Source organism: Weissella sp. ESL1139, assembly GCF_058506735.1.
In genome coordinates this window covers 787,600-801,223 of the sequence record NZ_CP196375.1, presented here as the reverse complement: position 1 = coordinate 801,223, position 13,624 = coordinate 787,600, and the positions used below count along the sequence as shown (strand labels likewise).

Annotated in this window: 12 protein-coding genes and 1 other RNA gene; 11 read left to right on the top strand and 2 right to left on the bottom strand. The window is 36.5% G+C overall.

The genetic code is table 11. The features are described from left to right. Nucleotides 1-4 precede the first annotated feature (4 nt). The 6 genes from ACSYSF_RS03755 (at nt 5) to ACSYSF_RS03730 (ending at nt 5,419) form a co-directional block, all read left to right on the top strand. Complete coding sequence (locus tag ACSYSF_RS03755) at nt 5-505, top strand: hypothetical protein (protein WP_489868547.1); 501 nt, start codon at nt 5-7, stop codon at nt 503-505. Continuing rightward, a complete protein-coding gene (locus ACSYSF_RS03750) occupies nt 502-819 on the top strand; it encodes a phage holin (protein WP_489868546.1) in 318 nt (105 codons plus the stop codon). The genes ACSYSF_RS03755 and ACSYSF_RS03750 overlap by 4 nt, the downstream gene beginning before the upstream one ends. Continuing rightward, nucleotides 812-1,906 (top strand): GH25 family lysozyme, encoded by a 1,095-nt coding sequence (locus tag ACSYSF_RS03745; RefSeq protein ID WP_489868545.1) that lies wholly within the window; start codon nt 812-814, stop codon nt 1,904-1,906. The genes ACSYSF_RS03750 and ACSYSF_RS03745 overlap by 8 nt, the downstream gene beginning before the upstream one ends. A gap of 469 nt (nt 1,907-2,375) precedes the next feature. Then, nucleotides 2,376-4,103, top strand: coding sequence for a hypothetical protein (locus ACSYSF_RS03740; protein WP_489868544.1), 1,728 nt, complete (start codon nt 2,376-2,378; stop codon nt 4,101-4,103). A gap of 148 nt (nt 4,104-4,251) precedes the next feature. Next, the gene (locus ACSYSF_RS03735) at nt 4,252-4,581 is read left to right on the top strand and encodes a DMT family transporter (RefSeq protein WP_489868543.1); all 330 of its coding nucleotides are present in this window, start codon (nt 4,252-4,254) and stop codon (nt 4,579-4,581) included. A 97-nt stretch (nt 4,582-4,678) separates the two neighbouring features. Beyond that, on the top strand, nt 4,679-5,419 hold the full coding sequence (locus ACSYSF_RS03730) for a DnaD domain-containing protein (protein ID WP_489868542.1): 741 nt from the start codon (nt 4,679-4,681) through the stop codon (nt 5,417-5,419). 87 nt (nt 5,420-5,506) lie between these two features. Here ACSYSF_RS03730 and ACSYSF_RS03725 read toward each other — a convergent pair whose 3' ends face one another. Both ACSYSF_RS03725 and recU read right to left on the bottom strand, forming a co-directional pair. Continuing rightward, nucleotides 5,507-7,858 (bottom strand): PBP1A family penicillin-binding protein, encoded by a 2,352-nt coding sequence (locus ACSYSF_RS03725; RefSeq protein WP_489868541.1) that lies wholly within the window; start codon nt 7,856-7,858, stop codon nt 5,507-5,509. After that, nucleotides 7,855-8,481, bottom strand: coding sequence for a Holliday junction resolvase RecU (gene recU / locus ACSYSF_RS03720; protein WP_489868540.1), 627 nt, complete (start codon nt 8,479-8,481; stop codon nt 7,855-7,857). The genes ACSYSF_RS03725 and recU overlap by 4 nt, the downstream gene beginning before the upstream one ends. A 107-nt stretch (nt 8,482-8,588) precedes the next feature. On the opposite strand from recU, the gene ACSYSF_RS03715 reads away from it, so the two are divergent. The 5 genes from ACSYSF_RS03715 (at nt 8,589) to pcrA (ending at nt 13,612) form a co-directional block, all read left to right on the top strand. Further along, a complete protein-coding gene (locus tag ACSYSF_RS03715; protein WP_489868657.1) occupies nt 8,589-9,158 on the top strand; it encodes an SLOG family protein in 570 nt (189 codons plus the stop codon). A gap of 87 nt (nt 9,159-9,245) precedes the next feature. Further along, entirely contained in the window at nt 9,246-9,668 is a 423-nt protein-coding gene (gpsB, locus tag ACSYSF_RS03710) for a cell division regulator GpsB (RefSeq protein ID WP_489868539.1), read from the top strand. 24 nt (nt 9,669-9,692) lie between these two features. Further along, nucleotides 9,693-10,064, top strand: an RNA gene (gene rnpB / locus ACSYSF_RS03705) — RNase P RNA component class B. A gap of 101 nt (nt 10,065-10,165) precedes the next feature. Beyond that, on the top strand, nt 10,166-11,299 hold the full coding sequence (locus ACSYSF_RS03700) for a THUMP domain-containing class I SAM-dependent RNA methyltransferase (RefSeq protein ID WP_489868538.1): 1,134 nt from the start codon (nt 10,166-10,168) through the stop codon (nt 11,297-11,299). A 33-nt stretch (nt 11,300-11,332) separates the two neighbouring features. After that, nucleotides 11,333-13,612 (top strand): DNA helicase PcrA, encoded by a 2,280-nt coding sequence (gene pcrA / locus ACSYSF_RS03695; protein ID WP_489868537.1) that lies wholly within the window; start codon nt 11,333-11,335, stop codon nt 13,610-13,612. The last annotated feature ends 12 nt before the right edge of the window (nt 13,613-13,624 follow it).

The window sequence follows — 13,624 nt, the reverse complement described above, 5'->3', positions numbered from 1 at the left end:
GGTAATGTGGTTATTAGCACTATCAATATGGGAACATTGGTTAGATGATGTTGGGCTAATAGTGACAGTGTTAGCGGGTGTTAGTGGTGCTTTGGCCGGAACGTATAAGTTTATTAAAGGGCTTATCGTGAAGACCAGTGAGCGCAAAACAGTAGCGTTTAAACGTATGGTAGATGATGCCAACAAAGAAATGATAGACCGCTATGAATTGGAACATAAAGTTGTTGTTGATGAGTTGAATGTCGTTAAACGTTCACAAGTGGCCGATTTGCATGACCGCATTTATCAAGGAGGTGAACGAATAATTCAACATGGCTATGTGACACCTGATGAGCTAAATAATTTTGAGTATCTGTATCGCTCATATCATGATGACTTAGGTGGCAATGGCACAGGCGAAGTGATTTATACACGCGTGCAAAATCTACCATTATATAGCAAGGGGACGAATTATGTTGACGAAGCCAAAGTGCTCCATGAAAAAAGAAAAGAGAATAATAAATGAATGAATTTCTACATCTAATTGAGGTGCTGTGGCAATCAGGTATTGCTCCAGCACTTTTAATTTGGCTAATTTATATATTGAAAAAATACTTTTCTAAAAATAAAAAGGTAACTGATCTATTAACGTTAGCTGATTCTGCTGTTAAATGGGCAGAGCAAAGCTCAAATGTTAGCGAAGAAAAGAAAGCTAATGCGTTGAAATACATTAGTGATTATTTGGCGCTGCTTGATAAAGCCCACCTGTTTACATCAGATGAAATTAATCAAGCAATTGAATTGGCAGTAAAAAGATTGAAAGGAGCAACCAATGAATAAAATTAAGACTGCTGTTTTAGCAGTTGGAGCTATACTGGCATTAGGTGGTGTTGGTGAAACAACCGTACACGCCGATACGCCTCGTGTTGACATGGTTGATGTCTCAAACCATAACGGACAAATGACTGCGCCAGAGTTTACATACATGCGAAATAATTATGGTCTTAAAGCAGTCACAACTAAAATCAGTGAGGGTATTGGCTTTCACGATTACACGGCGCGGGGCAATATTGCCGCTGCTAAACAAGCTGGTGTGTACATCAATGGATATCATTTCTTGCATGCCACAACTATTGCACAGGCGGTACAAGAAGCTGATTATGCAGTACGCATGGCCAAGGCTGACGGATTGCCAACCGGTGCTGTATTAGTAGCTGATATTGAGAACCCTAGCCAAAATGCCATGGGGTCACGAATGCAAGCAGTCGCACGAGCTTTTGAAAATGAAGTCATGCGTGCTGGTGGTTATCGTTCAACTAGTTATGCTATGGGTTCAGCAATTAATGTAACGCCAGCTGGTGAGAAAGCATGGATTGCAGCCTATCCATATGTACCAACATCAGCAATGCACAAGTACAATACAGAGCATTCATGGCAATGGACGAGTAACCAAACGTTTGCTAGCTCATTAGGGCGTTTTGATGCATCAGTTTTGTACGATAACTTCTTCACGGCCGGCACTGATAAGAACGCTGTTGTGCCTAACGTGACACCGGCTAAGCCAGTAGTAAATCATGACGCATCAGCCATTAAGCAATTCAAGAATGCTGGTAATCGCTTTACAGCTTACAAGTCATTCAAGGTTGATAAGATTGCATATGTCAATGGCATGTGGCAAGCTATCAATTATGATTTAGCTGGTGGTAAAGATGCCAATTGGACAACTAACGGTATTCCACTAGCCATGCTTGATAACTTAACTCGTGGTAACTACCGTGCTACAAGGGTAGGTGACACGGTTAAATTTATGCACGGTTTTGACCATGGAAAGATTGATCAATACGACAATTACTCGAACGGTACAGGTATCATTGAGAGCCAATATGGTTACATCTGGTATAATGCCGATTCACTATTAGCTAAATAATAATTAAGACCTTACTCATTAATTTGGGTAAGGTCTTTTTTTGCGTTATTATATAGGTAAGAAAATATCAAACCATAAATATTATCTATAAATAAATTTCCACAATATTCCCACAATCTTACTTATAAAAAGCTATGTATAGGTATTTTGCTATTTCCACGTACTATGAATCGTCTATGGCCATAAACAAATAAATAATATGATTGAACCGCTACAATCGTTGCTAAGGCAACGGTTATAGCGGCTTTTATTTGTTCGTTAATATACTTACGTTTATTAATATAGCAATCAAAAATGTTTTTCTACAAATATTTATTACATAATAAAGTACTATTTAATGTAATAAAGTAACCTTTTAATTATTGAACGGCTTTTTTGAGTTAAACTATCCTTAGCTTGGTAATTAATCAATATTATTAGTTTAATCTAATACTATTTAAAGACTCAAGAAAAGAGGAAAATTTAAACTATGGGACTCTCAGTGGGTAGATTGAAAAAAGTATCAGCTTGTTTAGTATTGTTTAGTACAGCTTTGATATTACCATTTGGTGTTGAATCAAACGTTACACATACCTTCGCAAGTTCAATTGGTGTTGGGTATGATTGGTATTCTGTATATTATGATGATGATGGTATCGGCTATCATTTACAGGATGGTACGAATAGTTATACTGTTGTTGATTATAAAGGTACAAAAAGTAATTTAGTAATTCCAGGTAGTGTTAACGGTCACGATGTAACAGGAATAGCTAATTTTGCTTTTAAGGATTCTCCTGGCGCAAAGTTAATTTCCGTAGCCCTACCGAATACATTACGAAGAATGTGGAACTCCCATGGTTGGTATGACAATATGTTTAATGGTGATACTTTTGTCGGTAATAAAATTTCAAAGATTACGATGTATCCGGCAGATCCAACATTAGCAACATCTGACACTTTACCTTTAGATAGTGGTTTAAAAGGTGATTTTGTAAATAATTGTTTGACTTCGTATGACTGGTTGAATGTGAATTCTGATATTAGTCAAGTAAAAATCACGGATCAAACTGCTGAGAAAAAGGTTACAACTCGTAAGATACCTTTGAGTGATCTTTTAGGCGTAAAAGAGAACGCTTCATTAGGACCGGTAGAGATTACAAACTTAAGTAATGGCGTCACTTATTCTCCAGAGACAAAGACATTTACAGTACCAAATTCATTGCCTGGTAATCAATTTACATTTCATTGGTCACAAAATTATACGCCTACTAATTCTACATTCTTCAGTGGAAATTATACCGTAAATGTCAATGCACCGTCAGATGGGGCAGATAATAGCTCATCATCAAGTAGTTCAACGTCATCAAATGATATCAATGCACCAGTTGCATCATCATCCAATAGCAGCAGTTCAACAAGTAATAGCACATCGTCAAGCAACGTAAGTTCAAGTACTTCGCCATCAGATAGTAGTAGTGCAGCAAGTAATAACACGCCATCAAGTGATGTAAGTTCATCGTCATCTAATAGCAGTAGTTCAACAAGTAATGACACATCGTCAAGCAACGTAAGTTCAAGTACTTCGCCATCAGATAGTAGTAGTGCAGCAAGTAATAACACGCCATCAAGTGATGTAAGTTCATCGTCACCTAATAGCAGTAGTTCAACAACTAATAGCACATCGTCGAGTAATGTAAATACATCAAGCTCATCATCTATTAGTAGCAGTACAACAAGTAATGATACATCATCAAGTCATGCAAACACAGCAACGACATCGTCATCTAATAGTGGTAGTGTTTCAGGTAATGATACGTCATCAAATAGTGCGACTTCACCAGTTACAGTTGCAGACAATAGTAGTAATTCGTCAAGTAATACTAATGCATCAGGTGTATTTACACCAACTAGCAATAGTACTTCAGAAAATAATATATCAACAAGTAACTTAAATAATAATGTTACCTCTGCGCATCAGAATGCCACTACATCTGCTTCTAATCCTGTGGTAACTAATTATACTAATCAACCAACACTTGCAGATACGCAAAAACAAGTTGGCCCGACAAAAAGTGATACGTCTATTAGTTTACCTAAAACAGCTGCCAAGGTGGCAAATAATGTCAATGAGCATAAAGGAATTTATGGTACATTAATTGCAATGACAGCTATACTTATAGGTGGATTAGTTAGGATAAAAGCAAAGCGTAAGGAGTAAATAAAAATATGACATAAAGCGAAAAGCGCTTGTAAATTTGATGTTATTGGCATTAAGTTTACGGGCGCTTATCTATTAATAAGTAATTCCCAAAATGTAGAAATATATGTTATGCTTGCTTGTACAATTTATTTAGGAGTTTTTGTTTATGTTATTGGGATATACATATTTGGCGATTGCCGTTATTTCAGAAGTAATCGGATCTAATATGGTTATTAGCACTGAAGGATTCACAAAAATAAAGCCAACAATTATCTGTATTTTATGCTTTGGTCTTGCCATATACATGCTATCATTAACAGTAAAGTATATTCCTCTTTATATTGCATATGCAATTTGGGGTGGTGTCGGCATTATTTTAGTAACCATTGTCGGTATACTATTTTGGAAACAAAGCGTTAATTTGCCAACGCTACTCGGAATTTTTTTCATCGTGTTGGGCGTGGTTATTGTTAATTTATTTGGAAATTCACATTAATTAATGGTTATAATAGATAAAGGAGGTTATCCAAAAAAGGATGACCTTTTATTTATGTTAAATCAAAATATATTATCGTAAGAAGGTTGGTCACAGAATGGAAATCGATAAAAACAATTTATCCCTGTTTTTAAAAGCTGGTCAAACAACATTAAATAATTTTTTATTACAACACTATCGTGAAATTGGTATGAATAATGATGAGTTACTAATTTATATTCAAACCAAAATGGGAGCTGACCGTGGCGATTTAGAACCCAGTACTGAACGAATCGGTAAAGTTTTAGGATGGTCAGCCAAACAAGTCTTTACTCATTTAGAGGCAATGCGCAAAAAGAGCTTAGTTGACTTTAAAAGTAAACACGCTGGTGATGGTAAGGTAACCACTGAATTAGATTTTATGCCACTTTATATGGCATTATTCAAGCTTAATCTAAGTAAAACAAATTCTGCCGAACGGATTAACAACCAAGGCATGCCTAATACTGATGAAAAGCAATTAGAACGAGCTGATATATATAATTTAATTGAACAAGAATTTGGCCGTCCATTAAGTCAGATTGAAATGGAAACAATTAAACATTGGTTTGATACAGATCATTTTAAACCTATGTTCATTAAAGCTGCTGTCCAAGAAGCAGTATTAAATGGTGCATTAAATTTGCGATATATTGAAACAATATTAGTTTCATGGCAGAAGAAAAACTATCATTCTTTAAATGATATTAAAAGCGAAAAAAATAAGCATAGCCAATTCAAACAATTACAATCAGACGAAGTGCTTGATATTCCAACTGATGTTGATATTTTGAATACTGATTGGGATAAATTTAAATAGTTATTAATATATATTTGGACATTAAAAAAAGAGCTTGAGACGCATTTTGTCTCAAGCTCTTTTTGCTATTTAAGTACCTATTCCCAATCAGCGAGTTGGGGAAGCACTTGATTGTTCATTACTACTTGACTCGTTGCTAGCAGGTGGGTTTTCATTACCACTTGATGGATTCTCTGAAGAAGGCGCGCTGCTACTTGCAGGGGCTTCTGAAGATTCACTAGACTCGACTGAAGAGCTTTCAGATTCTGAAGGTTGTTCAGAAGAACTAGCTGGCGCAGATGAACTGCTTGCTGGTTCACGAGAAGATGACGATGGTATTCTAGCGCTACTGCTGCTTGCAGGCGCTTTAGATGATGAACGCTTAATAACCTGACTAATCGTCTTTTCAGATGACGTATCAGCACCAACAATTGAGTATTCTTTGACACCACGAATAGTTGAACTCTTTACACTATTAGGTGCTTTCCAATCAGAACCATCTGCCTTTGGATTAGACATAATATAATCCATGATTGCTTTATAAACACGTAACGGTGTAAATTGTTGTTCACCTTCTGCAAGGGAATGTCCAGGTTCGTTTGGCTGATCATAACCTGTCCAAACTGAGATAGCTGCTTGCTTTGTATAACCAGTAAACCATGCATCAGAAGCTGAACCATCTGGCATGTTTAATGAATCATCATAAGCTGTAACACCAGTCTTACCTGCCTGTGAGTAATCAGATGTTTTAATAATCTTAGCATATGAATCGGTAATAACTGACTTCATCATGTCAGTTAACATGAATGAAGTAGATCCCTTCATAGCTCGTTTACCAGAATCATCAAACTCTTTGACAGCACCACTTTGGTCGGTAATCTTTGAAATGTATTGTGGCTCATAATAAGTTCCACCATTGTCAAACGCTGCGAAAGCGGCTGCTTCTTGTTCACTAGATACATCAACACCAATAGCACTTGAAGCCACCATATCCTTACTCTTAATTGGAATACCTAACTTATTTAAGAATTTCGATGACTTATCATAACCAACTTCTTGCAAAGTCTTAATTGCTGGAATATTTCGTGATAGTGCAAGTGCTTTACGCATGGTCATGTCACCCATATAACGACGATCAGCATCATATACCGAAGTATTAGTACCAGGGTAGGTATATGGCGAGTCATTTACTAAGTGATTTGTTGACCAGTCCAAGTTTTCAACAGCCGGACCATAATCAACCATTGGCTTAGCCGTTGAACCAGATGAACGTCCAGTGTTGGTAGCACGGTTAGAACCTTGCAAATCCTTTTGCTTACGACCACCAATTTGGGCTATAACCTGTCCATTATTAGGATCAGTAACTGTCAAACCAACTTGCATCAAATCATCAGTCCATTGCACATAATCATTAGTATTTGTGACATCGTAAGCACGTTGTTGAACTTTTGGATCCAAATTAGTTTGGACAACTAATCCATCTTTATTTAAGTCATAACCTAGCTTAGTTAACTTGTTACGTACAGAAGTTATGTACGCATCATCAACCTTGTTAGCCTTATCTTCCGTATCAAGGCTTTCATGTTCTTTAGCTAAGCCGTCGGTAATAGGAGTGTTAGTATATTCTTTTTCTTCATTATCAGAAATTACATCATTATTTGCCATAGCTTCTAGTACTTCATTACGACGTGATGTTGCACCCTTAGGATTAGCATATGGATCATAACCTGATGGTGATTGTGGCAATCCTGCCAATAATGCCATCTGTGGTACTGTCAATTCTGACAAATCTTTATTAAAGTAATATTCAGCAGCGGTCTTCATTCCATACACGCCGTTACCCATATAAACCTTATTCATATATAAGGTTAAGATTTGGTTCTTAGAATATTGCTTTTCAAGCTTTAATGCTAGCCAAGCTTCTTGAGCTTTACGCTTAAGTGTTTGATCACTTGATTTCGTTGAAAATACAGTCAACTTAATCAACTGTTGGGTTAGGGTTGATCCACCTTGTAATCCCAATGATGAACCTGTGACATTAGCAAATGCAGCTCCTAAAATACGACGAGGATCAACACCATGGTGTTTATAAAAACGACGGTCCTCAATTGACACAATAGCCATCCGCATTTTCTTAGGAATCTCACTTTGTCGTGCCGTTTCACGTTTTGAACCGGTTGAATAAAAAGTGTTCCCGTCACGATCTAAGAATTTAGTCTGTGATGTCCCAACTAAGGCTGAATTAGTAACCTTGGGTGCAGATGACGCATAATAAGCGAACAGTCCTGCACCACCTAAACCACCAAGTATAAATAAGATAACTAATCCTAAAATTGTATATTTAACAATTCGTTTGAATTTTGAATTAGACTTTTTAGGCTTTTGCTTTTGAGGTCTAGATGGCCGTTTATTATTCGTGTTACGACGTCCTCGTTCAACACGTGACATTTCTTCTGTCATATTAAATTATCTCCTTCTTCATTACGCCGTATAAGTAATTTATCGACTGCTGATAAATAGGGGGTAGTTGGATTAAAACTACGCTCGACTAATTCACCATTTTGCACAATCTCACTATAAGGAATAGATTTTCGACCATTTTCTCTATTATCCCAATACTGAAAAATTAAATTTGCCCAGACAACGTAAGTTTCTTGCAAAAATGTAAATCTAATAATCATAAAGGCTAATCCATTTTGTTGCACAATTGATTTTAGATGGTTCACTTGGTGCTCATGAATATTATTTAATGGAAACGACCTTTTATGGGTTGTTTCTTTAGCATCAAAATCAATATAATATCCTTTATAGATACCATTATAATCAGTTGTTGATGCTTGCCGAAAATAGGCTTCGGTAATTTTAGCCGCAGAACGAGCTGGATAACTAACATTAACGATTTGGATGGGCGTTGGTTTCTTATGAATCACCGCTTTATTGGTAGCTAAATAGTACTTATTAGCTGCGTTAATATCATTTTCAAGCGACATACCACGATTGCTCTGTGAAACACCATCATTTACAATTGGTTTTTGAAATGCTTTTTGATTAAAAGAATGTCCATTTGGATAATTAAAAGCCATTATGAACTCCTGTAATTAAACTTTATCCTTGCTATTATACCAAATGTCATGCAATAGTTACAGGTTCACTAGTTTTATAATCAAATTTGACGACAGAAAGGGAAAATATGAATCGTATTTGGATAACTGGTTTTCGTGATTTTGAATTAGGAGTCTTTAATAAAAAGGATCCTAAACTAACCGTGATTAATTATGCGCTAAACAAATTAATGACATCAGCAATTAATGATGGTTGCGAATGGTTAATTACTGGTGGCCAACTTGGCATTGAACAGTGGGCAATTAAACAAGCGTTACAGCTAAAGGAAGAAATTTTTCCAGAATTTCAAATTGCTCTAATGACACCATTTATTGATTTTGGTAAAAATTGGAAAGAGTCCAAACAATTAGCCTTAAATAGTTTAAAGGAAGACGTTGATTTTAGTAGTTCGGTATTTAATACGCCATATCAAAATCCGCAACAACTAAAGGCTTATCAAAATTTTATGTTAAATCATACTGAAAGTGCGGTTATTTTTTATGATACTGAAGCATCTCAGTCACGCGCAAGATATGATTATAAAGCAATGCAAAATTATGCTTCTAATCATGATTATCCTGTCAAAGTAATTGATTTTGAACGTTTACAAGAATATGCCGATGAATACCAACTAGAAAACTCAGATTATTTTTCATGATAAAAATAATTATTTACACAACTAGCTTTGTCATCACAGGGAAAAACTGGTAAACTGTTATAAGAAGAAAACTAAGGAGTGCAAGTGATGGAAAACGTGCAACATACTCGTGAAGAGATCCTAAATAAGGACTTTAAGAAAACACGCATTGGTACTGGATATGATATTACAGATGTTGATGCTTATTTAGATGAGATTATTTCTGATTATCAAGCTTTTCAAAATAATATTGGGGAATTAACTAATCAAAATCAAAAATTAAAAGATCAAGTTGCTGAATTAACGAAACAAGTTTCTGCAGCACCAACACCTTCTGAGCCGAAAGCTGCTCCAGCACCTGCTGTTAATACAAATATGGACATCTTAAAACGTTTATCAAATCTAGAACGTCGTGTATTTGGTAAAGCATCATCTGAACAGTTCAAAAGATCACAGGAAAATGACAACGAACAATCAAATGATATTGAAGATGTAATTGTTGAAGGAAATACTACACAATCTGCTGATTAAGTGTATAATAGATATTCGTGATGTATTGGTGGGTAATTGCGTGTGGCTTATGCCGCATGAGGAAAGTCCATGCTCGCACTAACTGAGATGTTAGTAGTGTTCGTGCTAGCTGAAAAAATAAGGCTAGGCAATTCTTGTAATTGACGGCCAACGAAAATTTCTAAGGGCTTTGCCTATGATTTTAGTAATTGTTAAGGTGCCACAGTGACGAACTATTGCAGAAATGTAATGGGTGGAACGCGGTAAACCCCACGAGCGGGCAACCCAAACTTTGGTAGGGGCGCTTGGCCTAGCGAATTTAAGTGATGGTCGGGGAAACAGAGATGTTTGAGATAGATGATTACCACCAAATAAATTTCGCCAATTTTTATTTGGAACAAAACATGGCTTATAGCCAATACATTAGGTAGCCGGCGTCCTTGTGGCGTCGGTTTTTGTTTTGCCAAATTTTTAAACTAATTTATAATTGAACATATCAACTTAGAAAGAGAATAAACATGAAAAATTTTAAATTAATGGCGACAATGGGTTCTGGTATGGAATCGCTAGTTGCTCGCGAATTGAAGGATATGGGCTACGCCACACAAACGGATAATGGTCGTGTTTTCTTTGATGGTAACGTTGAAGATATTTATCGTGCTAATTTATGGTTACGTGTAGCTGACCGTATTAAAATTGTGGTGCAAGAATTCGATGCCAAGACTTTTGATCAATTGTTTGAACAAATCAAAGCTTTTCCTTGGGAAGATTTACTACCTTACGATGCCAATTTCCCAGTAAACGGGCGCTCAAAAAATTCAATTTTGCATTCAGTACCAACTGTGCAAGCCATCTCAAAAAAAGCTATCGTAAAACGCTTATCTGAAGCATACCATACGCACAGCTACTTACCTGAAACCGGACAACGTTATGTCCTAGAAACAGCCATTGATAAAAATCATGTCATGGTTACATTGGACACAACCGGTGATTCTTTATTTAAACGTGGTTACCGTACTGAAAAAGGTGGTGCACCATTAAAGGAAACAATGGCCGCTGCACTTGTTAAATTAGCTCATTGGTTTACTGATAATCCATTTGTTGATCCAACCGCAGGATCAGGAACAATTGCGATTGAAGCAGCCTTAATTGGTCGTAATATTGCCCCTGGTTTAAATCGTGAATTTGATATCACCGACTGGGATTGGTTTGATAATAACATTGGTCAAACATTGAAAGCTCAGGCACGTGGCATGATTGATTTTGATGAACCATTAGATATTAGTGGTTATGATATTGATGAAAACATGATTGAAATTGCTAAAGCAAATGCTGAAGCAGCTGGTGTTGGTGATGATATTACCTTTAAACAATTAGCCGCTGCTGATTGGTCGACTGATAAGATAAATGGTGTTATTGTTGCTAATCCCCCTTATGGTGAGCGTTTAGGTGATGAAGACGCTGCCCGTCAGTTATATAGTCAAATGGGACACATTTACAATAATATGCCAACTTGGTCGAAATACATTTTGACATCAGATGAAGAGTTCGAAACTGCTTTTGGTAAAAAAGCAACAAAGAAACGTAAACTATACAACGGTGCATTAAAGGTCGACTTATATCAATACTGGGGTAAGAAAATTCGTCATTAATTACAGTTTTATCGATTTGAGAGGAGAATTTATATGAATCCGTTACTTTCGGGTATGAATGATAAACAAGCTGAAGCAGTTGTTACAACAGAAGGACCATTGTTAATAATGGCTGGAGCGGGTTCAGGAAAAACACGAGTACTAACACATCGCGTTGCTCATTTAATCAAAGACTTAGATGTTATGCCATGGCGCATTTTAGCAATTACTTTTACGAACAAAGCAGCTCGTGAAATGAAAGAACGTATTGGTCAATTGGTTGATGAAAATGATGCAAATGCGGTTTGGGTATCAACTTTCCATGCTTTGGCTGTTCGCATCTTACGTCGTGATATTGATAAGTTGGGATACAAAAAAGATTTTTCAATCATTGATGCCAGTGCACAAAGAACGCTTATTAAACGTATTCTAAAAGATCAAAACGTTGATATTGAGAAATTTACACCACGTTCAGTGTTAAGTGCTATTTCTAACGCTAAAAATGCTATGGAAAAACCTGCCGAATATATTGAAAAGGCAAATGATGGCTTTGAAACGATTGTTGGTCAGACTTACAAAGAATACCAACACCGGCTGGCTTTAGCACAATCTCTAGACTTTGATGATTTAATTATGTTAACAATTGAATTACTACATAAGGATCGAGAAGTCTTAAATTACTATCAAGAAAAATTCTTATACGTCCACGTTGACGAGTACCAAGACACCAATGATGCGCAATATGAATTAGTAACATTGTTATCAGGTAAGCATCGTAATCTAGCTGTCGTAGGTGACTCGGATCAGTCAATTTATGGTTGGCGTGGTGCTAATATGCAAATTATTTTGAACTTTAGCAAAGAGTATCCAGATGCAAAAACCGTTATGTTAGAACAAAATTATCGTTCAACACAAACAATCTTAGATGCTGCTAACAGTGTAATTCGCAACAATAATGAACGTATTGCCAAGAAACTATGGACTGATAATGGTAGCGGTGAAAAAATTACTTATTATCGTGGTCAATCCGATCGTGCAGAAGCATTATTTGTGATTAAAGAAATCAAAGAAACCATGAACAATGGTGATTATGACTACCGTGATTTTGCCGTACTATATCGTACAAATGCCCAATCACGTGGTGTCGAAGAAGCTTTGGTTAAAGCAAATATGCCTTATACTGTTGTCGGTGGTTCAAAGTTCTACGAGCGTAAAGAAATTCGTGATGTTTTAGCATATTTGGCACTGGTTACGAATCCAGCCGATAATGAGAATTTCTTACGAATCGTCAATGAACCAAAACGTGGTATCGGTCAAACATCATTAGAAAAATTACGTCGTTTTGCTCTTGAAAAGGATTGGACATTACTAGATAGTGCTGCTAATGCCGTGCTGGTACCTAGTCTGCCTGCCCGGGCAGCTAATAAATTGGTTGATTTTGCTAAAATGATTGCAACATTCCAACAGCAAATGCAATTTGATCTAAGCATCACCGATTTAACGAAATCTATTTTAGATAAATCAGGTTATGAAGCACAGTTAAAGAAAACGCCAACACCTGAAAATGAAGGTCGTTTGGAGAACTTGGCTGAATTCTTATCTGTGACAGCTGAATTTGATAAAAACTATCAACCAACTGACGAAAGTATTTCAAAATATGTTGATTTCTTAGGTGAATTGGCTTTGGTTTCAGATTTAGATGGTGTTGATGAAAATAGTGATAACCAAGTCACTTTAATGACTTTACACGCTGCTAAAGGTTTGGAATTCCCAGTAGTCTTTTTAATTGGTATGGAAGAAAATATATTCCCACTATCAAGAGCTGCTGAAGATGATGATCAGTTAGAAGAAGAACGTCGTCTAGCTTATGTTGGTATTACGCGTGCTAAAGAGAAACTTTACTTAACCAATGCATATTCACGTATGTTATACGGTCGTACAACTAATAATCCTGCTTCAAGATTCATTGATGAAATCGATGCTAATCTTATTGATGAGAAATTCACGGGTACTGGCTTCCAAACGAGCGATACTACTCGTGATTTCCCATTTAATCATCGTTCTACAACAGCACAAGGCGTCACTTTTAGTGGACGTAAGCGCCAATCAACGGGTCGCACGACTAGTCAAGTCACACCTAGTACAACAAGTACGGGTGCTGAGAAAAAAGATTGGATTGTTGGTGACGCGGTACAACACAAAAAGTGGGGAATTGGCCATGTCGTTAAAATTAGTGGTGAAGGTGAAGATAAAGAACTAGACATTGCATTTCCTAACCAGGGAATCAAACGTCTATTAGCTGCCTTTGCTCCCATTAGTAAAGTTGAAAAATAATTAGGATAAGGA